The 24,975-nt window shown below is 63.2% G+C and carries 26 protein-coding genes; 15 read left to right on the forward strand and 11 right to left on the reverse strand.

Going from position 1 to position 24,975, the window contains the following annotated elements; genetic code table 11:
- Positions 1 to 301: 301 nt before the first annotated feature.
- From PQR32_RS34120 to PQR32_RS34140, 5 genes are all read right to left on the reverse strand, one after another.
- Positions 302 to 1,405, reverse strand: a complete 1,104-nt coding sequence (locus tag PQR32_RS34120; protein ID WP_408237781.1) for a nucleoside hydrolase — start codon at positions 1,403 to 1,405, stop codon at positions 302 to 304.
- A 122-nt stretch (positions 1,406 to 1,527) separates the two neighbouring features.
- Positions 1,528 to 2,460, reverse strand: coding sequence for a ribokinase (gene rbsK / locus PQR32_RS34125; RefSeq protein WP_408237930.1), 933 nt, complete (start codon positions 2,458 to 2,460; stop codon positions 1,528 to 1,530).
- Between the two features lie 236 nt (positions 2,461 to 2,696).
- The gene (locus PQR32_RS34130) at positions 2,697 to 3,698 is read right to left on the reverse strand and encodes an ABC transporter permease (RefSeq protein ID WP_408237784.1); all 1,002 of its coding nucleotides are present in this window, start codon (positions 3,696 to 3,698) and stop codon (positions 2,697 to 2,699) included.
- A gap of 2 nt (positions 3,699 to 3,700) precedes the next feature.
- Complete coding sequence (locus PQR32_RS34135; RefSeq protein WP_408237787.1) at positions 3,701 to 5,314, reverse strand: sugar ABC transporter ATP-binding protein; 1,614 nt, start codon at positions 5,312 to 5,314, stop codon at positions 3,701 to 3,703.
- Between the two features lie 71 nt (positions 5,315 to 5,385).
- Entirely contained in the window at positions 5,386 to 6,351 is a 966-nt protein-coding gene (locus tag PQR32_RS34140; RefSeq protein WP_408237789.1) for a sugar ABC transporter substrate-binding protein, read from the reverse strand.
- Between the two features lie 193 nt (positions 6,352 to 6,544).
- Between PQR32_RS34140 and PQR32_RS34145 the strand changes: the two genes are divergently transcribed.
- A complete protein-coding gene (locus PQR32_RS34145) occupies positions 6,545 to 7,417 on the forward strand; it encodes a LysR family transcriptional regulator (protein WP_408237792.1) in 873 nt (290 codons plus the stop codon).
- Between the two features lie 20 nt (positions 7,418 to 7,437).
- Here the strand turns inward: PQR32_RS34145 and PQR32_RS34150 are convergent, their stop codons facing one another.
- On the reverse strand, positions 7,438 to 8,172 hold the full coding sequence (locus tag PQR32_RS34150; protein ID WP_408237795.1) for a nitrilase-related carbon-nitrogen hydrolase: 735 nt from the start codon (positions 8,170 to 8,172) through the stop codon (positions 7,438 to 7,440).
- Between the two features lie 131 nt (positions 8,173 to 8,303).
- Here PQR32_RS34150 and PQR32_RS34155 point away from each other — a divergent pair, with 131 nt between their 5' ends.
- The 3 genes from PQR32_RS34155 to PQR32_RS34165 all read left to right on the forward strand — a co-directional run bounded on the left by PQR32_RS34155 (position 8,304) and on the right by PQR32_RS34165 (position 10,965).
- Positions 8,304 to 9,203, forward strand: coding sequence for a LysR family transcriptional regulator (locus PQR32_RS34155; protein ID WP_408237798.1), 900 nt, complete (start codon positions 8,304 to 8,306; stop codon positions 9,201 to 9,203).
- A 305-nt stretch (positions 9,204 to 9,508) separates the two neighbouring features.
- Positions 9,509 to 10,549, forward strand: coding sequence for a fatty acid desaturase (locus tag PQR32_RS34160; protein ID WP_408237801.1), 1,041 nt, complete (start codon positions 9,509 to 9,511; stop codon positions 10,547 to 10,549).
- Between the two features lie 101 nt (positions 10,550 to 10,650).
- Positions 10,651 to 10,965, forward strand: a complete 315-nt coding sequence (locus PQR32_RS34165) for a Rieske 2Fe-2S domain-containing protein (protein WP_408237933.1) — start codon at positions 10,651 to 10,653, stop codon at positions 10,963 to 10,965.
- Between the two features lie 82 nt (positions 10,966 to 11,047).
- On the opposite strand, the gene PQR32_RS34170 is transcribed toward PQR32_RS34165, so the two are convergent.
- A complete protein-coding gene (locus PQR32_RS34170) occupies positions 11,048 to 12,055 on the reverse strand; it encodes a LacI family DNA-binding transcriptional regulator (RefSeq protein ID WP_408237804.1) in 1,008 nt (335 codons plus the stop codon).
- 310 nt (positions 12,056 to 12,365) lie between these two features.
- Here PQR32_RS34170 and PQR32_RS34175 point away from each other — a divergent pair, with 310 nt between their 5' ends.
- From PQR32_RS34175 to PQR32_RS34200, 6 genes are all read left to right on the forward strand, one after another.
- Positions 12,366 to 13,190 carry an isocitrate lyase/PEP mutase family protein gene (locus PQR32_RS34175; RefSeq protein WP_408237807.1) on the forward strand — a complete coding sequence of 275 codons (825 nt, stop codon included), beginning with the start codon at positions 12,366 to 12,368 and terminating at the stop codon, positions 13,188 to 13,190.
- A gap of 175 nt (positions 13,191 to 13,365) precedes the next feature.
- Complete coding sequence (locus PQR32_RS34180; protein ID WP_408237810.1) at positions 13,366 to 13,809, forward strand: hypothetical protein; 444 nt, start codon at positions 13,366 to 13,368, stop codon at positions 13,807 to 13,809.
- Between the two features lie 72 nt (positions 13,810 to 13,881).
- Positions 13,882 to 14,265 carry a hypothetical protein gene (locus PQR32_RS34185; RefSeq protein ID WP_408237936.1) on the forward strand — a complete coding sequence of 128 codons (384 nt, stop codon included), beginning with the start codon at positions 13,882 to 13,884 and terminating at the stop codon, positions 14,263 to 14,265.
- Positions 14,266 to 14,552: 287 nt separating this feature from the next.
- Complete coding sequence (locus tag PQR32_RS34190; RefSeq protein WP_408237813.1) at positions 14,553 to 15,716, forward strand: patatin-like phospholipase family protein; 1,164 nt, start codon at positions 14,553 to 14,555, stop codon at positions 15,714 to 15,716.
- A 215-nt stretch (positions 15,717 to 15,931) separates the two neighbouring features.
- Positions 15,932 to 16,642: an SDR family NAD(P)-dependent oxidoreductase gene (locus PQR32_RS34195; RefSeq protein ID WP_408237816.1), complete on the forward strand. Its 711-nt coding sequence runs from the start codon at positions 15,932 to 15,934 to the stop codon at positions 16,640 to 16,642.
- 60 nt (positions 16,643 to 16,702) lie between these two features.
- Positions 16,703 to 16,939, forward strand: coding sequence for a tautomerase family protein (locus PQR32_RS34200; RefSeq protein ID WP_408237819.1), 237 nt, complete (start codon positions 16,703 to 16,705; stop codon positions 16,937 to 16,939).
- Between the two features lie 46 nt (positions 16,940 to 16,985).
- Here PQR32_RS34200 and PQR32_RS34205 read toward each other — a convergent pair whose 3' ends face one another.
- Complete coding sequence (locus PQR32_RS34205) at positions 16,986 to 18,086, reverse strand: NAD(P)H-dependent flavin oxidoreductase (protein WP_408237821.1); 1,101 nt, start codon at positions 18,084 to 18,086, stop codon at positions 16,986 to 16,988.
- A gap of 164 nt (positions 18,087 to 18,250) precedes the next feature.
- On the opposite strand from PQR32_RS34205, the gene PQR32_RS34210 reads away from it, so the two are divergent.
- Entirely contained in the window at positions 18,251 to 19,162 is a 912-nt protein-coding gene (locus PQR32_RS34210) for a LysR family transcriptional regulator (protein ID WP_408237824.1), read from the forward strand.
- Between the two features lie 39 nt (positions 19,163 to 19,201).
- On the opposite strand, the gene PQR32_RS34215 is transcribed toward PQR32_RS34210, so the two are convergent.
- On the reverse strand, positions 19,202 to 20,353 hold the full coding sequence (locus PQR32_RS34215) for an FUSC family protein (RefSeq protein WP_408237826.1): 1,152 nt from the start codon (positions 20,351 to 20,353) through the stop codon (positions 19,202 to 19,204).
- Positions 20,354 to 20,632: 279 nt separating this feature from the next.
- Between PQR32_RS34215 and PQR32_RS34220 the strand changes: the two genes are divergently transcribed.
- The 3 genes from PQR32_RS34220 to msrA all read left to right on the forward strand — a co-directional run bounded on the left by PQR32_RS34220 (position 20,633) and on the right by msrA (position 22,495).
- Positions 20,633 to 21,058 (forward strand): Ohr family peroxiredoxin, encoded by a 426-nt coding sequence (locus PQR32_RS34220; protein ID WP_408237829.1) that lies wholly within the window; start codon positions 20,633 to 20,635, stop codon positions 21,056 to 21,058.
- Positions 21,059 to 21,145: 87 nt separating this feature from the next.
- Positions 21,146 to 21,418 carry a hypothetical protein gene (locus PQR32_RS34225; protein WP_408237832.1) on the forward strand — a complete coding sequence of 91 codons (273 nt, stop codon included), beginning with the start codon at positions 21,146 to 21,148 and terminating at the stop codon, positions 21,416 to 21,418.
- Positions 21,419 to 21,988: 570 nt separating this feature from the next.
- On the forward strand, positions 21,989 to 22,495 hold the full coding sequence (msrA, locus tag PQR32_RS34230) for a peptide-methionine (S)-S-oxide reductase MsrA (protein WP_408237835.1): 507 nt from the start codon (positions 21,989 to 21,991) through the stop codon (positions 22,493 to 22,495).
- A gap of 127 nt (positions 22,496 to 22,622) precedes the next feature.
- Here the strand turns inward: msrA and PQR32_RS34235 are convergent, their stop codons facing one another.
- Positions 22,623 to 23,084 (reverse strand): MarR family winged helix-turn-helix transcriptional regulator, encoded by a 462-nt coding sequence (locus PQR32_RS34235; RefSeq protein WP_408237838.1) that lies wholly within the window; start codon positions 23,082 to 23,084, stop codon positions 22,623 to 22,625.
- Positions 23,085 to 23,312: 228 nt separating this feature from the next.
- Between PQR32_RS34235 and PQR32_RS34240 the strand changes: the two genes are divergently transcribed.
- Complete coding sequence (locus PQR32_RS34240; RefSeq protein ID WP_408237841.1) at positions 23,313 to 24,539, forward strand: NAD(P)/FAD-dependent oxidoreductase; 1,227 nt, start codon at positions 23,313 to 23,315, stop codon at positions 24,537 to 24,539.
- A gap of 15 nt (positions 24,540 to 24,554) precedes the next feature.
- Here the strand turns inward: PQR32_RS34240 and PQR32_RS34245 are convergent, their stop codons facing one another.
- Entirely contained in the window at positions 24,555 to 24,959 is a 405-nt protein-coding gene (locus PQR32_RS34245) for an ester cyclase (RefSeq protein ID WP_408237844.1), read from the reverse strand.
- Positions 24,960 to 24,975: the final 16 nt, after the last annotated feature.

Raw genomic sequence — 24,975 nt, forward strand, 5'->3', positions numbered from 1 at the left:
TGAAACTCGTTTCGCAACATTAGCGATCGAGTCGGGGCGCAGTCTTTTGCGACCGATGATATTCCGTGGCGTAGAGCGCGATCAAAGATTTGCCGGTCAAAACGACCGGCGTCACATCAAGCGAGCGCTGAAGAGCGAAATGGAATGAGCGGCGCCCCCTGCCGGGCGAGCGCGCGCTGAGACGGCCAGTCGACGACTATCCAGGCACTATGACACGCCCCTCGGAAGAACTCGTTCTTCAAGTCCGACCGGGAGCGTGCGCCCCTATAACGTTCCCGCCTCGAGACGCTTGCCCATCACCTCACGGCAACGTAATCGGCACCGGCCGCGTCAGCAGATCAACATAAAGACTAAAAAACCGATTGTTGTCGAACTGCGTAACGTACGTGATCTTCTGCGGCGAAGCACCTGCCGCCGGCTGATCCGGATAGACCTTCACATGCCCCTGATCTTCACCGCTCGCAGTGTCGATATCCAGGTACGCACTCTTCGCTTGCGTAGCGTACGTAGGATCAAGGAAATACGCGATCGTCAAAGTATCGAACAAATCGGTGTTACTCGCGAACGCGCCCGCATTGGCAATCCCATACGCCCTCGTCACCGCAGTCTGCTTGCTCGGGTTATTGACGATCTGGTCATACACACTTTGAGTCAGCGGCACCGTATTCGTCACGTCGAGCGGAATCACGGCCTGAGGAATCGACGTCTGCAACACCGTGCGCACAGCAAGCGGATCAAACCACCAGTTGAGCTCCCCCACGGCGTTCGCATTGCCCGGCACCGCCATCGCACCGCCCATATAGACGATCCGCTTGATCAGTGGCACGATCTCCGGCGCCTTCGTGATCGCTGTGGCAAGGTTGGTGGGCGGTCCCACTTCGAGAATGGTGACCTGGTTCGGATAGCGTTTGATAGTCTGGATCATGAAATCCGCAGCGCTCTGCGACTGCAGTTTCGTCGACACGGCGAACCCATCCGGCGGCGCAACGAGTTGGGACTGCGACGTCGGTTCGGGCCGGCTCCACGCGCCAAAATAGCCTTGCGGATTGGCCGCCTGCTGCGCGCGAATACTCGCCACGTCGTATTGCAACGGATAGTCGGCGCCGCCGTAGACACCCACGACGTTCTGCACACCCATGCGCTCCACTGCCTTGAGCGCATCCGATTCTTCCTGCAGCAGCCAGTCGTTGCCGGTGACGACGGTGAGTCCGAGCAGATTGACCTTGCCCTGCCCCATCAACTGCGTGGTCATGGCAAAAAGCTGGCCGTCGTCGCCCATCGTGTTGAAGTCTGAATCGATGATGACCTTCGGCGCATTGGCGAGAGGATCGGTGGTCGATATGCCGCCTCCGCACGCAGCCAGTCCTAGCGACATCATCAGTATGCCTACGCATTGTGATTTCATGTTTCGTCCATTCGAGAGCGTGATTAACAAGGGAACACCATCGTGAGATGGTGCCGATAAATCAACGTCGAGCCACCGAAAGTGGCAATACGGACCGCCTCATGTCACAACCGGCATCCGTGTCAGGCTGCGCTTTCGACTTCCGCCCGGGTCGGTATAGACGGCTGCGCGCCCGCGCGTGTCACGGAAATCGACGCCGCGCGTTGCGCGAGACTGATCGCGCCTTCCAGCGGCTGCCGCGAGGCGAGTTGCGCGGCGAAGACACCGATGAAAGTGTCGCCGGCAGCCGTCGTGTCCACCGCTTGCACTTGCGGCGCGGGGAAATGCATGCCCTCGCCGCCTTCCACCAATAGATAAGCGCCCTGCGCGCCGAGCGTGACGATCACATTGCGCGCGCCGCCCTGTTGCAACTCCGTCGCTGCGCGCCGCGCGCCACTTTGCGATTCGACTGGCAGGCCGGCCAGGATGGCGGCCTCGACCTCGTTCGGCACGAGGTAGTCGACCAGAGGCAGCCATTCCGCCGGCAACGGCCCCGTTGCCGGCGCCGGGTTCAACACCGTGATCTTGCCCAACCGTCGAGCCAGCGCGAGCGTCGCGTGAACGGAATCCCAGGGCGTTTCCAATTGGCACACCACGACATCGCAAGCCTTGATGGCCGCTTCATGGCGAGCCACGCTCTCCGGCGTGAGTTCGCCGTTGCTGCCGGCGACCACGACAATCGTGTTCTGCCCGTCGTCCGACACCGTCACCATGGCGACGCCGGTCGGCTGGCTCGGATGGACCTCGACTCCGCTGCAGTCGATTCCTTCCGCTTCCAGATCCTTGACCCGCTGCGCGCCGTTCGCGTCTTTGCCGACGCAGCCGACCATGGCCACCTGCGCGCCGATGCGCGCGGCGGCGACAGCCTGGTTCCCGCCCTTGCCGCCGGCAACCTGCGAGAACTCATGTCCGCCAATCGTCTCGCCGGGGCGCGGCAAATGCGGCGCACGGGCGACTAGATCCGTATTGATGCTGCCCACTACCAGCACCCGGCCCTGCTTCGTTTCTTTCGACACTTTCATTCTCTCCTGTCGACCAGAGTTGGCGCTTTAGCGCTTACTCTGGTCCCATGCAAAGCGGTCGACCAGAGTTGGCGCTTTAGCGCTTACTCTGGTCCCATGCAAAGCGGTCGACCAGAGTTGGCGCTTTAGCGCTTACTCCGGTCCCATGCAAAGCGGTCGACCAGAGTTGGCGCTTTAGCGCCTTACTCTGGTCCCATGCAAAGCTGCAGACCATCCACGAAATAGTCCAATTATGCGGCGCGACGCCGGCTTCGATAAGTATCCAGCACGACAGCCACGACAATCACGGCTCCCGTAATGATGCGCTTGGTCGGCTCGGTCGCGCCGATCTGCGCGAGACCCGCGGCCAGCACCGAAATGATCAACACGCCGAAGAAGGTGCTCGTCACCGACCCGCGCCCGCCCATCAAACTCGTTCCGCCGATCACCACCGCCGCGATCACCTGCAGTTCGATGCCCTGCCCGGCGTTCGGGTCCGCGGCCTCGAGCCGCGAGATCTGGAACAGCGAAGCCAGCCCGGCCAGCAGGCCCATCATCGCGAAGACGGCGATTTTGTAGGGCCGCGGATTGACACCCGCGAGCCGCACCGCTTCCTCATTCGTGCCGATGCCGATCAGATAGCGGCCAAAAACCGTCCGCGTCAACACGAACTGCGCGGCGACCATCACCACAATGGCGATGATGAACGCCGGCGAGATGCCGAACGCGACCGGGTTGGAGAGAAAATCGAAGGCGTCGCCGATATAAGCCGTGCGCGAGTTGGTCAACTGATACGCGAGACCACGCGCCGCTTCGAGCACGCCGAGCGACACGATGAACGACGGAATCCGCCACGCCACGGTAATCGCGCCGGTCACGCAGCCGGTCAACGTCGCGCCCGCCATGCCGAGCAAGGCCGCGGGCAGCGCCGGCCAATGCCACTGCAAAGCCGCGACGCTCGTGAGCGCCGCGCCGAGCGCCAGCACCGAGCCGACCGACAGGTCGATGCCGGCGATGATCAGCACGAAAGTCATGCCGATCGACATCACGACGAGATCAGGAATCTGGTTCGCGATCGTGCTGAACGTGTCGTACGTCAGGAAGTGCGAACTCAGCAGCGAGAACAGCACGATCATCCCAAGGAGCGCGCCGAGCAATCCAAGGTAGTTCGAAAATCCGAGTCGCGTGCCGAGCGGCTTCGCTTTTTTGGGTGGTTCGTTCTGCAGCGTAGGCAGGCTGGTTTCTACGGTCATGCTCAATACTCCACTAATTTGCTTTCGTCGGGCGCCTTCGCGTCGGGTTCGATCGGCTCGTGCAGCATGTCATCGCGTTTCGCGTAGCCCGCGAATGCCGCCGCCAGCAGCGCGTCCTGAGTCCAGTTACCGCGCTCGAACAGGCCCGTCATGCGTCCCGCCGACATCACCGCGATCCGGTCGCAAATCGCCATCAATTCGCGCAGATCACTCGATACCACCACCAGCGCGCGGCCTTCGCGAGCCAGCGCGCCCATCAATGCATAGATGTCGAACTTCGCGCCGACGTCGATGCCGCGCGTCGGTTCGTCGAACAGCAGCACCGTGCAATCGCGCGCGAGCCACCGGCCGATCACCACCTTCTGCTGGTTGCCGCCCGATAATTCCGACACCGGTTGCGACGGCCCGGAACTGCGAATGCGCATGGCATCGATCTGCCGGTGCGCCAACGCCGCCTCGCGACGGCCATCCACCACGCCCTTGCTCGACACCGAACGCAAGTGGCCCAGCGAAATGTTGGCGGCAATCGGCTGGGTCAGCAGCAGTCCCTCGCCCTTGCGATCTTCGGTAATCAGCGCGATGCCGTGCTTCACGGCGTCCGACGGCGAGGCGATCGTCACAGGCTCAGGTGCGCCGCCATCACGCGCAACCGACACCGTGCCGGCGTCCGCGCGGTCCGCGCCGTAAATCAGGCGCATCAGCTCCGTGCGGCCGGCGCCGATCAGCCCGCTGATGCCGAAAATCTCGCCGGCCCTGACCTCGAAGGACACGTCGCGGACCACCGGCTCGCGCGTCATCCCGATGACCTTGAAGGCCACTTCGCCGATGCGCCGCTCGCCGAGATCGATCCTGTCGCCGATATCGCGGCCTACCATCAAGGTCACGAGACGGTCGGTGGTGAGATTGGCCATCTCGTCGACATGCACGAGCCGGCCGTCGCGCAACACGGCAGCGTGCTTCGCGATGCGCTTCAATTCCTCCAACCGGTGCGAGATGTACACCAGCGCCACGCCGCGCGCCTTCAACCGCTCGACCTGCTCGAACAGCAGGTCCACTTCGCGGGCGGTCAGCATCGCGGTGGGTTCGTCGAGAATCAGCACGCGGCAATCGCCGATCAGATTCCGCGCTATTTCGACCATCTGTTGATGCCCGATGCCCAGCGTGCCGACCAGCGTGTCGGGATCGATCGCGTCGAGGCCGACTTGCGCCATCGCATGCCGCGCGTCCTCGCGCAGTCTGGCGCGGTCGATCCAGCCGAACATGCCGCGCTGCGGCAAACGGTTCAGAAAAAGGTTCTCCGCCACAGAGAGCGTGGGCAGAAGGTTCAGCTCCTGCATGACCATGCGCACGCCGAGCGCCTCGGCGTCCTTGCGGCTGGCCGGCGTGTAGGCCGCGCCGCCGAGGGTCATCGAACCGGTCGTCGGCGTGACGAGGCCGCCGATGATTTTGGACAAGGTGCTCTTGCCCGCGCCGTTTTCGCCGGTCAGCGCCAGCACTTCGCCCGCGCGCAATTCCAGCGAGACATCGGCGAGCACGGGCTCGGCATAGGTCTTGCCGATACCGTGGACACGCAGCACGGGCGCGGCGTCAGCAAGGGATGAAATGGGAGTGGACATCAGAGTGATCAGGCTGGACGTAAATCAGGCGCGTGGCCCCTGGATGGAGCGGGCCACGCGTTGCACCAATCTTACTTGGTGACCAGATCGACCGGCGTTTCGACGACGCCGGACAATTCAGACTGCTTCTTGTGTTCGGAGATCGCCTTCAAAGCCGTGTCGATGCCGAACACTGCCTGCTTGGCGGCGTATTGATTGGCGGTGGCGAGCACGCGGCCGTCCTTGAGCATCGGCTTGATTGCGTTGATGTCGTCATAGCCGACGACCTGCACCTTGCCGGCCTTGCCGGCCGCGCGCACGGCCGACACAGCGCCGATCGCCATGTTGTCGTTGCCGCACAGCAGTGCCTTGACGTCCGGGTTCGCGTTGAGGATCTGGCTCGCCACGGCGTTGCCCTTGTCGATTTCCCACTCGCCCGATTGCAACGCGACGACCTTCATGCCACCCGACTGCATGGCCTGCTTGAAGCCGGCCGTGCGTTGCTGCGCGTTGGTCGTGGTCGTGACGCCTTCGATAATGCCGACGTTGTCGCCCGACTTCAGGTGCTTGGCCAGGTAGTCACCGACCTTCTGCGCACCCTTCGCGTTATCCGGCCCGACGAACGGGATATTCAGGTCCTTCGACTTGAGGACGTCGTTGTCCAGCTTGTTGTCGATATTGACCACGATGATGCCGGCATCGACCGCTTTCTTCAGGACCGGCACCAGCGCCTTGGAATCAGCCGGCGCGATCACCAGCGCGTCGACCTTCGAGACGATCATCTGCTCGACGATGCGAATCTGGTTCGCGGTGTCCGTCTCGTCCTTGATGCCGTTGGTGACCAGATCGAATTTCGCCGGATTCTGCTTCTGATAATCCTTGGCGCCCGTTTCCATGGTCAGGAAGAACTCGTTCGCCAGCGACTTCATGACAAGCGCGACTTTCGGTTTATGGGCGGCCTGAGCAAACGCCGCCGGCATCGGCAAAATCGACACGGCGAGGAAGGCTGCGCTGGCTGCGATGGCGCGACGCCGCGCCGGTAGGAAATGGCGAATCATTGATGTCTCCGTATCGCTCGTTCGGTCTACTGAGAGCCGTTGAGTCGTGTGATGGGTAGGAACGCCGCACTTGCCACCACTTGCTCAACCCTTCGGGTCTTTCGCGTGATGCCGGGCAAGTATGGCCAGATCCAATCCTATCCTCGCGAACTGCGTTATGCTATGCCAAATTTCAAAACCTATCGTTTCAAAAATGGAACACGTGGACTGGGACGACCTTCGGATTCTGGTGGCGATCGCTCGCGAGGGAACCATGCGATCGGCCGCCGCGGCGTGCGACCTGAGCGCGCCGACCCTGTCGCGCCGCCTTACGGAGCTTGAGCGGCGGCTGGGCGAACCTTTGATCGACCGGGTGCCGTCGGGCTGCACGGTGACGGCGTTCGGCGCCAAGGTGCTGGCCTGGGCGGAGCAGATGGAGGATCTCGCGCACCAGATCGAACGCGCCGCGGACGTGAACGGCGGCGCACCCGCGCATGGCACGGTGCGGATCAACGCCGTCGAATGGCCGTCGTACATTCTGCTGAAGCTGCTCGGCTCGTTTCAGGACAGGCTGCCTGGGCTCGCCATCGAAGTCCTGACTTCCCGGCGTCCCTACAGCCTTGCGCGGCGTGAGGCGGACATCGCCCTATGGTCCGAGTGCCCGGAAGAGGGTGACCTGTACGTCCGGCGGATCGGCAGAATCCGCTTCGGGCTGTTCGGCTCGCGCGATTACTATCTCCGCCACAAGGCGGCGATCGTGAAGAAGGAGTGGGACAAGCTGTCGTTTGTCGGCTATGACGACCGTCAACCGGACCATCCGGCGACGCAATGGCTGAAGGCGCTGCCCGGCGCGTCGGCGCCGTCGCTTCGCAGCAGCTACGGCATGGGCGTGTTCGACGGCGTTCTCGGCGGCTCCGGACTCGGCATACTCGCCCAGCTAGCCGGTGACACGACGAGCGAACTGGTCTGCGTGGAGAAGCACATCAAGGCGCTCGACCAGGACGTTTGGATGGTGCTGCATCCGGCTCTGCGCGACAGCGAGCGGATCCGGACCGTGGCGAACCTGATTGCCGAGATTTTCCGCTAACGTCGCCTGACGAACGATTGCTAGCGTATCGGCCGATTGCGGCTAACCTGCGCGAAGCTGAGCGCGATCGCACCTCGGGAAGAGACACTGCGTGGCTCGAAATCCGTCGCTTGGTGGCCGGGTCGGGTCAGTAAGCCGTAGAGTTCCGGGCGGCGGGCCGTGAGCCATTGCTGCCCTGCGCTTGCGTCGATCAACTCGCTGTCCAGATCGGCGGAAATGAGTGCGTCTCGCGCGCTGCTCTCGGCGAGCATGCGGCCGCCTGGATCGATGATCATCCCCGCCCCGCTCGACTGGTCTGGGTCGTCGATCGCCCCCCCTTCGCTAAAGACGACGAACATGCCGTTGTCACCAGCTCGCGCCGGCAGCCAGCGACGCAGCGATTGCTCCATCGAACCAGGTTGCGTTCGGCAATTGCCGGTCCGGTTTGCGCCGTCGCTGCGGTGCGGCGCGATCAGCAGCGTCGCACCCATGAGCGCCGTCATGCGCATGTTCTCGACCAGGTAGTTGTCGCCGCCGATGAGGATGCCGACGCGAACGCCCCACGCCGTATCGAAGACGGTGATCGACGGCCCGTCGAGCGGTTCTGCAAGCGCATCGAGTTCGGCGCGATGAAGCTTCGCCATGCTTCCGTAGCCGCCGATACAACTCTCCGGAAATACCACCAGCCCAATGTCTTTCTCAGCCGCAAGCGCCAGGCAATCCGCAATGCGCGCGACGTTATGCGGGGCGTCGCCGGGACGTGAAACGAGCGACATAGCTGCAACGCGAAGCGATGGAACAGTGGAGGAGAACATCGTCACGACCGGATGAATAGAACGACACCATTGGACCGCTCCCCCTTCGATAAGTAAAATGAAAAATTATATGCGTTCAATCACTTGGTGGAATGGAACTCAAACTGCTGCGTGCTTTTCTCACAGTCGCTGAACTCCGCCACTTCGGGCACGCCGCCGAAGCGCTTTATGTCAGCCAGCCCGCTCTAAGCAAGCAGATCGTAGCGTTGGAAGCGAGCCTTGGCGCGCGGCTGTTCGAGCGCGGCCGGCACGGCGCGGAACTGACGATCTTCGGCGAAGCCTTTCTTGCCGACGCTGAGGCGCTGGTCCGCGACGCGGACAACATCCTTGCGCGTGCGCGCGAGGCGAGCAGCGGCACGCGCGGCTATCTGCGCGTCGGCCTCGGACTTTCGACCCTGACCGAGGCGCCGCAACTGATCGCCCAATTCCGCAAGCTCCATGCGAATGTCAGCGTCACGCTGAACGATCTTTCTTCCGCGGAGCAAACCCGGCGGCTTCTCGCCGGCAAGCTCGACGTCGGGTTCCTGCGCTTGCCCGCCGACGCCGGCCTGTCCACGTTGCCGATACTCGACGAGGCTCTGGCATTGGCGATACCGCAGCACGCGCGCTGGAAACGCGTTCCGTCGAATCTGCAGGAATTGAACGAGCCCGGCTTCATCGCGCTGTCACGCGGACGCGGTCCCGGCCTCGCGGCGCAGATCGACCACTGGTGTGGTGAGCATGGCTTCGTGCCCAAGGTCATCCAGCAAGCCGACGACATTCAATCGGTTCTCGCCGGCGTAGCGGCGGGCGTCGGCGCAGCATTCCTGCCCTCGCGCGCGCAATACCTGTTACGCGACGCAAGGGTGCTGCCGTTGCGCGATGCCGCCGCCCGCTGGCGTGTCGGACTGGCGTGGCAGACCACACGCGACGATCCCGTGGTGGCGAATTTCGTCGCGTTCGTCCGCGCGGCGAAGAAGTCGCTGCGCGCCGGTTCCACTGCGACGGCCTGACAGATAACGCGTCGGCGGACTTGCGCGCTTGGCAAAGCCTTCGCCGGCCATCGCACCACGGCCGTTTCGAACTACACGATTGCCTTATCCGGCATGGCGCACATGGCGCATTGATGGAAATCCGTCATTTTTCAGCGTGAACCCGCGCGTCCGTTCCTCTATCGTTGACCCAACGAAAAGCGCGCCTGCTCCGTCGCACTGACGGGAAGCCCGCAAACAAAGAACAGTCATCGATAGCAGCACCACGTTGCATGGGACCAGCGTAAGGCGCTAAAGCGCCAACGCTGGTCAACAGGAGACACCCCATGTCCACGACTCCCGGCGTCGGTAGCACAGCCGCACCTCGCGTCACCGACACAGCCTTCGAAGACGGCATCGGCCAGCAGTGGTATCAGCCAGTGATTGCACGCGCCGTGCTCAAGGATTTGATGAAGCGCAGCGACGCCGAAGGCTGGCGCAATTTCGGACTGTGGCTGGTCTTGCTGATCGCGTCGGGTGTCGTCGCGGCAATGACATGGGGAAGCTGGTGGGCGGTGCCGGCGTTCTTCGTCTACGGCACGATCTATTCGTCGAGCGACGCGCGCTGGCACGAACTCGCGCACGGCACGCCGTTCAAGAGCCGCCGCGCCAACGACTTCTTCTATCACCTGTCGTCGTTCATGACGATTCGCGAAGCCTACTGGTGGCGCTGGAGCCACGCGCGGCATCACACGCACACCTACTTTCAGGCGCGCGATCCCGAGATCCAGGTCGCACGGCCGACCAAAGTCTGGCCGATCGTCATCGACTTTCTCGGCCTGATGGGCTGCACGGTGGAAATCGGCAAGGTCGTACGGCATGCGTTCGGGCGCGTCGACGCCGCGACCGACGCGTTTCTCCCTGCCTCAGAGAAACCCAGGATGATCTGGTCCTGCCGCATCTACCTCGCCGTCGTGCTGGGCACGATCGTGCTCGCGATCGCCACGCGCAGCTTCCTGCCGCTTATGTTCGTGTGGACGCCGCGCTTCTACGGCGGCTGGCTGCATCAACTGCTCGGCCTCACGCAACATGCGGGACTCGCCGTCAATGTGAAGGACCATCGCCTGAACACGCGCACGGTGCATATCAATCCGGTGTTCCGCTTTCTCTACCTCAACATGAATTACCACCTCGAACACCATCTTCTGCCGATGGTGCCGTTCCACGCGCTGCCGCGTCTGCACGCAGCGATCAAGGACCAGTTGCCGCCGCCCTATCCGAGTCTCTTTGCGGCGTATCGCGAGATGCTGCCCGCGCTGTGGAAACAGCGCTCCGATCCTTCGCACGTGATCGAACGGAAGATCCCTGTCGAGGACGCGCCCGCATGACCGGCGAGGCGCAGTCCCCGCACAGTCGAGCGCTTGAACGCCTCTGAACCTATCAAACAACGGAGACTCTCGTGACCGTCGAAACCAGTGACATCAAATGGATGGTGGCCTGCGCCACCGGCGATATCGATGAAGAAGACGTGATCCGCTTCGATCACGCCGGCGCGAGCTACGCGGTGTACCGGATCGATCAGGGCTTCTTCGCATCCGACGGCTGGTGCACGCACGAACGCGCACATCTCGCCGACGGCTTCGTCGTGAATCGCGAGATCGAGTGTCCGCTGCATCAGGGACGTTTCGACATTCCCACCGGCGAGCCGAAAAGCCCGCCTGTGTGCGTGCATCTGCAAACCTATCCGGTGCGTGTGGAGAACGGCAAAGTGCTGCTGGGCGTTCCCGCCAGGGACGAGTCATGACAAGCCATCCCGCGATGGCCATCGTCGGCGCCGGCCCACGACTCGAGATCGACCAATCGTCATGAACGCCCCGTGAACGGCGCTAGTCGCTGAGCGGCAGATTCTCGCGCAATAGCACGGTGACGGGAATCTGGTGCGGCAAGGCAACGCCCGGATCGCGATGGTAGTGCCGCAAAACGATTTCGATGGCACGCATCGCTTCGCCGGCTGGATTCTGATCGAGCACGGCGTCGAGCGTGCCTTCTATCAGCAGCCGTCGCGAACTCTCGTTGAGCTCGTGCCCGACGAACACCGTCGAGCGCGTGCGCTCGAGTGCCACGAGTGCCGCGCCGACGCCTTCGTTGCCGACGGAAATGTTGTAGATGCCGCGCAGATCGGGATAGCGCCGGAAGGCGTCGCGCGTGAGCCGCTCGGTGATCACCGACTGCTCACGGCTCTCCACGGTCTCTACGATGTCGCAGTTCGGAAAGCGCCGCCGCAGCACGGAACGAAAGCCGCTTTCGCGTTCTTCATGGCCGAGGAAATCGTGCATGCCGGTCAGCACGAGCACCTGACCGCCCGCCTCGCCGATAAAACGCCCGACCAGTTCACCCGCCACACGTCCCGCGCAGCGATTATCGACGCCGACGTAGGCAAGCCGCCCCGCGCCCGGCAGATCGCTGGCGAGCGTCACGACCGGAATGGTGCGGCTGATCTGCCGCAGCACCGTGATAATGTCCGGATGCTCATACGCGACGATGACGAGCGCGTCGGCCTTCTGCGTGGCGCGGCGAATGGTGTCGACCACGGGCGTCGGCTCGAGGCTGTCGAAGTAAGTGACCGCGCAGATTACGCGCTGCCCTTCGAACGTCTTTTGCGCCACTTCGAAGCCCTGCTTCAACGACACGTAGTAAGGCGACGCCGGTTGCTGCAACAGGATCGCGATCCGCAGCCAGCGTACCGACACCGAGTCGAGCGCGCGGTCGATCTTCAGCTTGCGCGCCCATTCGAGCACGCTCATTTCCTTTGCACGCGACACACCGCCTCGCCCGTTCAGCACACGGTCGACAGTCGCCTCGCTGACACCGGCGGCTTTCGCGATGTCGGTCATGCTCGTTTTGCGGCGGGTGGAACTGGGCATTCGCGTCAGGCTGACAGAAAGAGGAAGCGACGATGACCGGATCATCGCACCCCGGCTGTGGCGCATCAAGCCAGGCTCGCCAGCAGCGAAGCCTCTCCGAACATACGTATGTCGCGCACAAAAGAGTAAATTTCACGGATGATGAGACCCGCCGCAAGCGGCTCCGCCACGCCGACGAACCGCGCACGGCGGACACCGAAACCGACTTCCCGGTCGTGGACCTCGAGGTCGCATAACCAGTACGGGCAGCTCAGGCTCGCCCGCTTTCAGGAGATACGCCATGTCCCGCACCGTCGCCGAGAAGCGCGCCGCGTTCAAAGCGTTGCACACGTCCGGCTGTTTCGTCCTGCCCAATCCGTGGGATGCCGGCAGCGCGCGCTATCTGCATACGCTCGGTTTCGAGGCGCTCGCCACGACCAGTTCCGGCTTTGCCTGGTCCACCGGACACGCCGACAACACGTTGCCGCGCGAGGCGATCCTCACGCATTTGCGTAAGATCGTCGAAGCGACCGACCTGCCCGTCAACGCGGACTTCGAGAACGGCTTCGGCAGCACGCCGAACGAGGTCGCGGAAAGCGTCAGGCTCGCCGTCGAAACCGGTGTGGCCGGCCTGTCGATCGAAGACTCCACGGGCGACGCCGCCGCGCCGCTCTTTCCTATCGAAGTCGCCGTCGAACGGATCAGCGCCGCACGCCGCGCCATCGACGAAAACGGCGGCGATACGCTGCTGGTCGGCCGGGCGGAGAACTTCTTCGCCGGCTCGCCCGATCTCGACGACGCGATCGCGCGCCTCAAGGCCTATGCCGCAGCCGGCGCCGATTGTCTGTACGCGCCGGGCATCCAGACGCGCGAGCAGATCGAGGCCGTGGTCGCCGCCGTGGCGCCGAAGCCCGTCAATCTGCTGATCGGTTCGACGTCGGCGTTCACGCTGCAGGACGTGGCCGCGCTCGGCGTGCGGCGCATCAGCGTCGGTGGGGCGCTGGCTCGCGCGGCGTGGGGCGGCTTCATGCAGGCGGCGCAGTCGCTGGCCCAGGGCCGCTTCGACGGCTTTGCCGGCGCGGCGCCGGGCTCGCAACTCAATGAACTGTTCCAGAACCGTGCTTGATGCGTGGTGACGCGGCTTGCGGCGAGGGTATCGATGCGCTAATCGGGCGTCAGGTCGAATTGGGCTGCAAAGGCGCCATCGTTCGCTGACGCACGTACGCTCTTCGCGCAGCCATGAGAGACTGATGTCTAGCGTGCGTTCAGCCTGCCGACGCCCGCAGTTCGGGCCGTCAGCCATGGAATCTCGTCCTTTCAGAGTGCTTGCCGCACTCCTCGTCTCAAGCGTCGGCTTCTGCCCGCCGGCCTCGCATGCCTACGCGCTCGACGCACAGTTCGACTGCCAGGCGCGTCCCCACGCCTTCATCACGCAACTCATCGACGACAACTACATCGAGTCCAATCCCATGCGGGTCGACACGAACTCCGTCAACGCGTTTCGTCCCGTGCACGGCAGCGACATGACCGTCTTCGGCTTTCGCGTTTACGCCGTGCTCGGCTACGAGCCGGACGACGGCATGTTCAAGAAAGGCCGCGGCCAGGCTCTCGCGGGCCCGTTGTACGGCGTGGTGCTGTCCGCGCCGAGCGAATCGGTCGAAACGCGCGTGCGCGCGGCCGGAAGCACCGCCAAGGTGCACTCGGTCATTCCGTTGCTGCTGACCGCGGTGGTCTGCACTGGTTGACGGAGGGCGGCCGAGCGTCGTGGTGCTATGCTTTTCGCTCTCATCGCCCACGTCGCCAAGGACTTCACGCCGATGCCCTCATCCGTGCGCAACTCGCTCATCTGGATCTTCGACGCGTTCGAGCGCGATCCGACTTACATCAGCAAGCGGATGTTCGGCAGCGACGCCGCCTATATCGATGGGCTCTTGTGCCTCATTGCCGCGGATCGCGACAAGCCGTGGAATGGCCTGCTGGTGTGCACGTCGCACGAGCGCCACGCCGCACTCATCGATGAAATGCCGGCTTTGCGGCCGCATCCGGTGCTCGGCAAATGGCTCTACATACCGCAAGACGATCCGGCGTTTGAAACCGTCGCCGAACAATTGACGGCGCGCGTGCTCGCCCGCGATCCGCGCGTGGGCGTCGAGCCGAAGCCGCGTGCGCGCGGTAGGAAATCGAAGCTGCCGAAGGCGTAGCGCATCACGCCAACACGTGATGCCCGAACGTCGGAAGCCGCATTGCGAAAAAGCGAATTCAGGCAGACCGCACGTTCGACTACGACGGCTACCCGTCCGTTTGCGCCTGCGCCGCAGCGTCGCCAGTCTAGCTGAGTTCCTTGTTCTGAACGAGCGCCCGCTGGATCAGGCTGTCGAGCACCGGGTCGTTGAACTGGTTCGCTCTGAATACCAATCGGATCTACCGTTGCGCCGACCATGCCGTGGCAAAATCAGCGACACCGCAGCATGTCTCCTGGAGGCTTGTCATGGGCAACGAAACGCACGTCGAACATCAGACCGACGCAGCCAGCGGGCCGGACACCGCACCGGACATTCCCGGCCAGATTGTCCTGGTCTTTCAGGGCGGCGGCGCCCTCGGCGCGTACCAGGCGGGCGTGTATCAGGCGCTTCATGACGGCAAAGTCGAACCTCACTGGGTCATCGGCACGTCGATCGGCGCGATAAATGGCGCGATCATCGCCGGCAATCTGCCCGAGAACCGCATGGCGCGCTTGACCCAGTTCTGGAACGGCGTGGCACGTCATGGCATCGAAGCGGCAAACTGGCTGCCGGAACTCGCAAACTGGCTGCGCGACCTCGCCACGGTCACTCAAGGCGTGCCGTCGTTTTTCACGCCACAGTTGCAATCCTGGGCGGGCATTCAGGGACGCGTTCGTTCCGATCAGGCCGCTTTCTATTCGACCGGACCGCTGCGCGAAACCTTGTCCTCGCTAGTCGATTTCGACTACCTGAATCAGAAGGCGACGCGGCTGACAGTCGGCACAGTCAATGTCCGCAGCGGACGCATGCGCTACTTCACCAATCGCGACGCGCTGCTGGACGTCGAACACGTGATGGCCTCCGCCGCTTTTCCGCCCGGCTTCCCAGCGGTGCAACTGGAAGGCGAATCGTACTGGGACGGCGGCATCTATTCGAATACGCCGCTCGAAGCCGTGCTCGACGACCGCCCGCGGCGCGACTCGGTGATTTTTTCGGTGCAGTTATGGCCTTCGAGCGGTCCGGAACCCGAGTCGATCTTGCAGGTCATGAGCCGGCAGCGCGACATTCAGTATTCGAGCCGCGCGGAAAGTCATCTCGCTCGACAGAAGCAGATTCACCGCTTGCGCCACGTGATTCGAGAACTCGGTCAGCATCTCCCCGAAGAGGTACGCGATGATCCGGACGTGCGCGATCTCCTCGGCTGGGGTTGCGGCACCACGATGCGAGTGCTGGAACTCGACGCACCGGCATTCGATAACGATGACCTGAACAGGGACATCGATTTTTCGTCGGCGGGCATCAAGCGGCGCTGGCTTGCTGGTTACGAAGACACGGTCCGCTTACTGAAGCGCGCGCCCTGGCGGGAAACACTGGACCCGATGGAAGGCCTCTCGGTCTTTCGCATGGCCTCGGCGGAAAGCCAGAAATAAATCGCGCTAGCGCCGCAAGCAGCGACTAGCGACGCCGGGCGCGGCGGAAGCCTCGCGCGCCCAACCACCGTGAATTCCATTTGTACCTCCCACGCAAGACTGTTTGTCCATGGCGGGTGTTCGAGATCGGCGCCGATGCGCCTAGATTTCATACCCATCGGAGCCGCTGGCCCGATCAGCATTTGATCCCAAGTTACTTATCCGGAGATTTAGCCATGAACACGTCACAAAAAGTCGTCGTCGTTACGGGGGCATCGCAAGGCATCGGCGCCGAACTGGTCAACGCGTTTCGCAAGCTCGACTACCGCGTCGTCGCCACCGCGCGTTCGGTCAAGCCCTCGGAAGATCCCAACGTCCTGACCGTGGCAGGCGATATCGGCGACCCGGCCACCGCGCAGCGCGTGATTACCGAAGCCATCGCCCGCTTTGGCCGCATCGACACTCTCGTCAACAACGCCGGCATCTTCGTCGCCAAGCCCTTCACCAGCTATACGGCCGAAGACTACGCAAACGTCACCGCCGTGAACCTCAACGGCTTCTTCTTCATCACGCAACTCGCCATTGCCGAGATGGAAAAGAATGGCAGCGGCCACGTGGTCAGCATCTCGACGAGTCTCGTCGACCACGCCATCGACGGCGTGCCCTCGGTGCTGGCCTCGCTGACCAAGGGCGGCCTGAACGCGGCCACGAAGTCGCTGGCCATCGAATACGCGAAGAGAGGCATCCGCGCGAACGCCGTCTCGCCGGGCATCATCAAGTCGCCGATGCATGCGCAAGAAACCCACGCGGCGCTCGGCGGGCTGCATCCTGTCGGGCACATGGGCGAAATGAGCGATATCGTGGGCGCTGTCCTGTATCTGGATTCGGCGCCGTTCGTGACGGGCGAAATCCTGCACGTCGACGGCGGCCAGAGCGCAGGCCACTGATCACGCCAGGGCGCCGCCGATCGGCGCCCTTCACGTCAACCGAGGATTTCGGAGAACGCCATGCCTATCGTCACAATTCAGGTGACCCGCGAAGGTTCCAAACCTGGCAACAATGCCGTCACAGCCGACGAAAAAGCCCAGCTCATCGCAGGCGTCAGTCAGTTGCTGCTGGACGTGCTGAACAAGCCGCTCGCAGCGACCTTCGTTGTCATCGAAGAAGTGGACACCGAGAACTGGGGCTGGGGCGGATTGCCGGTCGAGGCCTATCGCAAGCAGTTGGCCCAGAAGCCGGGTTGAGCGGCGGGGCGGGGATCGCTCAACCCATGGGTTGGTCTGTTAGTTTTTAGTTCGCGAACTGCCGCAGCTGCTCGATGCTCTGCTTCAGTTCGCGCTCCAGCTGGGCCATCAGTTCCGTCGCTGGCAACGACCTTGCTAGCGCGGCGGCCTGGCCTGCCCATTGCGCGCCGTAGCCGAACTCGCCTTTCGCCTTCGCTGCCGCATTCAGCGCCTTACCGGCGTCGTAGGCAATGGGATAGGCGGGCGGCGCGGGTGAACGCGCGTCGGCGCCGAGCGCCGTGAAGCTGTTCGCCATGCTTCTCGCCAGCCGCCCGGAGATCGCCGCCGTGAAGGTCGTGCGGCGAGCCGCCTCGCCCAGCATCGCGCGACGATAACCCTCGTCGATCGACGTTTCCGGGCACGCGACAAAGGCCGTGCCAAGCTGCGCGGCCTGAGCGCCGAGCGCGAGCGCCGCCGCAATGCCGGCGCCGTCCATGATGCCGCCCGCGGCGATCACCGGCAGCCGGCATTCCCTGACCAGCAGACGTGTCAGGGCGAACGTGCCCAACCTGTCGTCGACTGCATCCGGGTCGAAGACACCGCGATGCCCGCCCGCCTCGATCCCTTGCGCCACGATCGCATCGACGCCCGCCGCTTCGACCTGCGCCGCTTCCTCCAGATTGGTCGCACTGGCAAGCAGCTTGATGCCCGCCTTCCTCAGTTCGGCGATGACATCGGCAGAAGGCAAGCCGAAGTGGAAACTGACAATCGCCGGCTTCTCCTCCAGAAAAACCGCCAGCATGGCGGGGTCCGCAAGGAAGCTCGTGTAGATCTCCGACAGCTTCGCCGGCGGCGTCGCCCCATACTTTTCGAAGTGCGGCGCAAGCCAGCTCAACCATTGCTGCTCGAGCGCCGCGTCCGCTTGCGCAGGCTGATGGCAAAAAACGTTGATGTTGAACGGCTTGCCCGTCAGTGCGCGCGTCTCCCTGATCACCTTGCGCGCGCCGTCAGCGTTCATCGCTCCGACGCCCAGCGAGCCGAGCCCGCCTGCATTCGAAACAGCCGCGGCCAATGCGGGCGTGGTGACACCCGCCATCGGCGCCTGAACGATCGGTTTGTCGATGCCCAGCACGTGCAGCAAGGCGCGGCTGTCTGGCTGGTGGGTCATGTCGCTTCCTCATCGAGTCTCACTACAATATAGTCCTGATATTCCGTATGAACCCTTGTTCCGCATCCAACGCAGCCGCGCCGCCGTTGCGTTCGCATTGCGGCCGTTCCGGGCGGCATTCTGCCTGGACAAGATAGCGCGATCAGGCACTTCGCCGAGAGACCATGCAGCGTCAATTTGAAGATGTCCTTCTGGGCAGTATCGAACTGTTCTGTCTGGCGGCCGAACTGGAGAGTTTCACCGAGGCCGCCAACGCCGCGAGCGTCACACCGGCTGCCGTCAGTCGTACGGTCGCGCGTCTGGAGGAGCGTCTCGGCGTGCGATTGTTTGTGCGGACCACCCGGCAGATCCGTCTGACCGATGCGGGACGACGGTACTTCGAACAATGTCGTCTGGCGCTGGCCCAGCTCGCCGAAGCCGAGCGCGAAGCGACCGGACAGCAAACCGCGCCGACCGGCGTGCTGCGCATCAGCATGCCGACGCCGTATGGACACTACCGCGTGCTTCCCCTGCTGGCCGAGTTTCGCAAGCGCTATCCGGGCGTGACGGTCGAAACGCATCTCAGCAATCGCAACATCGATTTTGGCGAAGAAGGCTTCGACCTGGCCATTCGCGGCGCGGCGCCCGGAGACTCCGGGCTGATCGCGCGCACGATCGAGGACGCGGAACTGGTGGTCGTCGCTTCGCCGGCTTATCTGCGTGGCGCCGCCAAACTGAAAACGCCGGACGATCTGATCCATCACGACTGTGTCCAGTACGCGTTGCCGAGCACCGGCCGCAATCTTCCGTGGCTGTTCAAATACGAAGACGAAGTTGTCGAGACGATGACGAGCGGCGGTTACACGTCGTCGGGCGACGTGCTTGCCGGGGCAACGCTCGCGCGTCACGGGGCGGGTATTTTTCAAACCTATCGGTTCATCGTCGAGAAAGACATTGCCGCGGGAACGCTCAAGGAATTGCTCATTCCGTATGGCGGTTGCTCGCGGCCGTTCGTTCTGCTTTATCCGCATGCACGGCATCTGTCCTCACGCGTGCGCAGTTTCGTCGACTTCCTGATGGAAAAGCTGGGATCCTAGGCTCGCGGATGGCCGCGCGACGCTCTCCACAGTGGCCCGTTACAAGCGCAGCGGGAAGATGAACTTCGCCGCGAGCAGTCCAAGCACGCCGCCGAGCAGCGTCTCCCAGGCGCGCGCACCAAGAATCGAAATGGAGTGCACGCCGCCGATCGCCAATGTCACGATCAGCGTGAAGGCGAACGCTCCGCAAGCGACGTCGTAGCGATCGGGCAATGCCATCGCGTAGATGATCATGGCGGCCGCGACGGCGGCCCAGGCGAGCAGCGGCACGTGCTCGACGAGCGGCAGGCAGGCTAGACCCACCGGAACGCCGATCAAGGTGCCGATAATCCGCCGGCGCACCCGCTCCGCCGTGCCGCTCGCTGAGCCCGCAACCACGTAGGTGCTCGCCGTGATCGCCCAGGCCGACTCCTTGAGTCCGATCGTCTCGTTCAAGACAACGACGACCAGCGCGCCGCTTGCCGCCTGCAGGCCCATGATGAGTTCAGCCGACAGTATCCAGCGATCTGGCACGTTGACGGGCGAAAGCACCGTCGTGGCGGGACGTTCCGCCGGGCCGCTGAGCAGGCGCGGAACGATGCACGCGATGATCGCGATCAGTCCCGCCACCACGACTGCCGGCAGATCGACCGGCGTCAGATGGACGTTGTAGGCCAGCAATTGGCCGATGTATATCTGGGAGCCCATTCCCGCGCCCAGAATGCCGAAGCGCTTGAGGTAGCCGACCAGAAAGGCGCCCGTGACGAGCGTCAGTTCCGGGCCCGATTTGCCGATGGCCTGCAGGAGCGGGGCGAATGCGATGAACATGGCCGCGCCGAGCACGGCGGCAGCACACAGGAGCGCCAGGTCGCGGCTGGATTCGGGCCGCGAGACGCGCGCTTCCGAGACGCTGGCCCACAGCGCGAAGTTGCCGGCCAGCGAAGCTACGAGCGTCGCGCCCGGCAAACCATGCGTGATGTCCTGCAACGTCCCGAGCGCGGCGGCGATACCGTAGGCGGTGATAAGCCGCAGTCCCTTGATCCGGCGATGCGTGCCGGGATCCATCTGCTCCAGCCATGTCGCCGCCCGTCTTAGGGCGCCACGCCCGCCCTCGCCGACGGGTTCACCTCGAATGCCATCGCTCGCCGCGCGATTTTGCGCGTCGGCGCCGATCTTTTTCTCGTCGTCCTCCGGGATCGTCTTTCGCTTCACGGCGTTGTGCGCGTCGGATTGGGCTACCCCGTAGTCTAGTCGATCGGAACGGCGCGGACCGGTCGGAAATCGTTGTCAGCGGCTTGCTTCTCCAGCCCGGTTAGACAACCGCGTCCTGACGGTCATCGACCAATCGTGGTTCTGACTATCAAAACTCGTATGCGATTTAATCGTATGCGCTTGACAAGGCCAAACTTCTCGATCATTATTCGACGCATGCGATCGCATCGCATGCGATTTAAAGCGATTTGACACCCTCTCTTCTTCAAGGAATTCATCATGACCAAGATCGAAACTGTCCTGCTCACCGGCAAAACCCACACGAAGTTCAGCGGCCGCGGCGGCCGCGTCGACCTCAATCTGTCGGCGGCCAAAGGCGCCGGCGACGACATCACCTTCCCGGCCGTTCAGGCGCATCCGACCGCCGAGCAGTTGTTCGCGGGCGCCTGGTCGGCCTGTTACATCTCCGCGATCGGCCTTGTGGCTCAGGCGAAGAACGTGACGCTTCCGGCCGATTTGTCGGTGGATATCGAGGTGGATCTGGGCATGACCGGCGATGCCTATTTGCTGCAGGCCCGCTTCGACGTCAGCGTGCCGGGCGTGGCGCGCGAAGTCGCCGAAGCCATCGCGCATGAAGCGCACGAAATCTGCCCGTATTCGAAAGCGACGCGGGGAAACATCGACGTCGTGGTCAACGTGGTCTGAACCTTTCCCATCACTGAACGGCATTTCAGGGCGCGATCCGGCAAGGCTCGCGCCTCTCACCGAACATCTTTTAAGTGGCGTTCCATCATGAAAACCAAATTCGTTGCTGCATTGCTCGTCGCTCTTTCTGCTTCCGCCGCCGCACCCGCGTTCGCCAGCGGCTATGGTCCGGCCCCCTTCTACCGGCCTTCGGTCGGCGCCCCGGCGTCGCAACGCGGGCAGAGCGCGCAAACCGTCGCGGCGAATGCCGATGACGCGGCCGGCTCGCAAGCGGCGTATGGCGGTGCCGTCTCCGGCCACTCCGAGTCCGCGAGCCGTGCCGCCGTCGCGCCCCACGACAATCTGTACGCACGTCACTAAAGCGCGCTGGCGGCCGCGGCACACAGCGCGGCCGGTTAGCTTGCCAATGCCAGGTCAGCTCGATGGGCTTTTCCTGTCGGCCGACCGGCCAACGACCGCGACGGCGCGCGCAGCGCCGCCGGAAGAATGACTGCTGTGTCACGAACGCGGAGTGTACGAGAGCACCGATTCCAGATGCACCACTTGCGTGGCTGCGCGAGGAACCCGCTTAAGAACTGGCGATGCGAGCTGCTTTCTTTTGCCTACTTTTCTTTGGAGCCCTCCATGTCAGGCTAGTTGTCGCCTCGCCCGAACCGGCAGCGGCAGCGGCAGCGGCAGCGGCAGCGGCAAAGAAAAGTAGGTGCCGCCCCGCAAAGGGGCAACGCGAATAGACCACCATGAATTCAAGAAAAGGCCAACGCCACCAGGCACACAACCAATACCCGCTGCAGCAAAAACAAGCCCCATAACCCGCGACCAACACCCCATCCACGGAGCGGACAACGCCGGCTACGCCGATCTCTGGCATCCTTGCAGGATCGCATCCGACAAAACCGCGAGCCAACCACTAACGAAAAGGATTGGATAGAAATGACGACGCAAACCGAAACCGCCATCCTGGCCGGCGGCTGCTTCTGGGGCATGCAAGACCTGCTACGGCGCTACCCCGGCGTGCTATCCACGCGCGTGGGCTACACGGGCGGCGACGTGCCCAACGCCACTTACCGCAACCACGGCACACACGCCGAAGCGCTAGAAATCGTGTTCGACCCAAACCAGATCAGCTACCGCAAGATCCTGGAGTTTTTCTTCCAGATCCACGATCCGACGACGAAGAACCGCCAGGGCAACGACATCGGCATGAGCTACCGCTCGGCCATCTTCTATCTCGACGATGAGCAGAAGCGAGTCGCCGAGAACACCATCGCCGACGTCGAGGCATCCGATCTCTGGCCCGGCAAGGTCGTCACCGAGGTCGCGCCCGCCGGCCCGTTCTGGGAAGCCGAGCCGGAACATCAGGACTATCTGGAGCGCATTCCCGACGGATACACGTGCCACTTCGTCCGCCCGAACTGGAAACTGCCCGAGCGCGGCTGAAGGTTAATCAAGCGCCAACGGTCGAGCAACGCCGTGGCGCACCAAAAAAGAAGCCCGCGGACATCGTTCGCGGGCTTCTTCGTTTGGCAAGACGCTCAACGGGCGCATGGATCGCGTGGTCCGCCGCTCAATCCCCGTTCTGAACCGCTTTGACGAGATTGTTGCGCAGCGTCACGATCGCCTTCTGCACCTTTGAGAACTCGTCCGGCGCGAGGCCGGTTGCCTCGACGAGGTCCATGCTCAGCCCTTTTTCGCGCAACCGCCGACCGCTTTTCGTCAAGCCGACCCGCACCTGACGCTCGTCTTCAGGGTCCCGCTGCCTTTCCACATAACCCGCCGCCTCCAGCTTCTTCAGGATCGGCGTGAGCGTGTTGGACTCGAGAAACAGCTTCTCACCCAGACTGCTGACGGTCTGGTTGTCCTCCTCCCACAGCGCAATGATCGTGATGTATTGCGTATAGGTCAGCCCAAGCTCTTCGAGAATCGGCTTGTAGGCCTTGCCGAACGCCAGGTTCGCGGAATAGACCGCAAAGCACAGGAAGTCGGAGAGCTTCACATCCGCGGAAGCCGGTTGGTCGGTCGATTTCATCTGCGTCCTCGTTGGGTAGAGGCTGATGCCTCGCTAAAGACATTATACATCGCATGCGATTATATCGTAATCGCGTCAAATGTGCCTGGTTGGCGGAGGAGCACTGACGATCGGCTTCACCGTCCTCGTCGGCACGAGTAAGCTACGAGCGCAAACAATCATGACCTTGAAATCGGCCGCGGCGCCGATGACTTGAAGGTCCGCACGAATTTCCCATGGGAGAACGTCTTGAAGCGGATCGTGGTGATCGGCGCAGGCTTCGCCGGACTGTGGAGCGCGGTGGGCGCGGCGCGCAAACTCGACGAACTGCGCGTTCCCGCCGATCAGGTGGAGGTGGTCGTCATCAACGGCACGCCGTATCACAGTATTCGGGTGCGGAATTACGAACAGAACCTGGACGAGACGCGCGTGCCACTGGCCGATGTTCTGGAGCCGATCGCTGTGCGGCTCGTCGAAGGCACGGTATCCGGCATCGATGCGGCGAACGGCAGCATCACGCTGCAGACCCAAGGCCCGACGCAAACGCTGACCTATGATCGGCTCATCATCGCGGCGGGCAGCCAACTCGTCCACCCCGATATCCCCGGTTTGACCGAGCACGCATTCGACGTCGATACGTTCTCGGGCGCAACGAAACTCGCTGTGCATCTGCGCGGCTTGCCGTCGCGCGCGACCGCGGCGAGTGCGTTCACGGCTGTGGTGGTCGGCGCCGGCTTGACGGGAATCGAATTGGCGGCCGAACTGCCGGCGCGGTTGCGCGGCATCGCGGGCGACGCGCATCGCGACGCCGTGCATGTCGTGCTGGCCGATCGCTCGGCGAAGATCGGCCAGGCCATGGGCGGCGCGCAGCCCGTCATCGAGCGCGCGATGGACGCCCTCGGCGTCGAAATGCTCGCCGGCGTGTCCTTGCAGTCAGTGGACGCCGACGGCGTCGAACTCACGAATGGCCGGCGCATTGAAGCGGCCACGGTGATCTGGTGCGGCGGCATGCGCGCGAACGCGCTGACCGCGCAAATCCCTGTGACTCTCGATCCCCTCGGACGCCTCCCAGTGGATGCGTTCATGCGCGTGGAAAACGTACCGCATGTCTTCGCTGCCGGCGATTGCGCGCGCGTGTTGATCGACGGCGCGCGGCCGTCCGTCATGTCATGCCAGCACAGCCGGCCGATGGGACGCTATGCCGGTCACAACGTCGTCTGCGATCTGTTCGGCGGCGAGATGCTGCCGCTTCATATCGACTGGTACACGACCATTCTCGATCTCGGTCCCTGGGGCGCCGTGTACACAGAGGGCTGGGACCGGCATCTCGTGTCCGAAGGCGACGCCGCCAAAGCGACCAAGCAAACCATCAACTGCGTACGCATCTATCCGCCGCGCACTCGCCTTCGGGACGACATCCTGCAAGCTGCCGCGCCTGTCGTGCAGACACCGCCGCCAACAGCCCCCGCCCGTTAAACACGCACTCAACGTTCAAGCCGCGCCGTCAGATTTGAGCTGCGCTTCGATGGCCGCCTTATCGATCACTGACCATACCTGCTCGATCTTTCCATTGCGGAATTGATAGAACACGTTCTCCGTGAAGGAAACGCGCTTCCCGTTGACGGCGAGGCCGAGGAACCTGCCTTTCGGCGTGCAGGCGAAACCGAGCCGACTGGCTATATAAGGCGGATCGGAAATCAACAACTGGATGTCGAAATAAAGATCCGGAATTTCACGGAAGTCCCTCTCCAGCATCTCGCGATAACCGGATAAGCCAATGCGCTGACCGTTGTAGTGCGCGTCGTCTCCGACGAACTGGCCGAGATTCGGCCAATCCTGTCTGTTCAGGCAGGCAATGTAATTCCGGTAGAGGTTGGTGAGGTTGGTCGAGTCCACGGCAATTGCTCCGTCC

The organism is Paraburkholderia dipogonis (assembly GCF_046027395.1).
Classification (GTDB): domain Bacteria; phylum Pseudomonadota; class Gammaproteobacteria; order Burkholderiales; family Burkholderiaceae; genus Paraburkholderia; species Paraburkholderia dipogonis_A.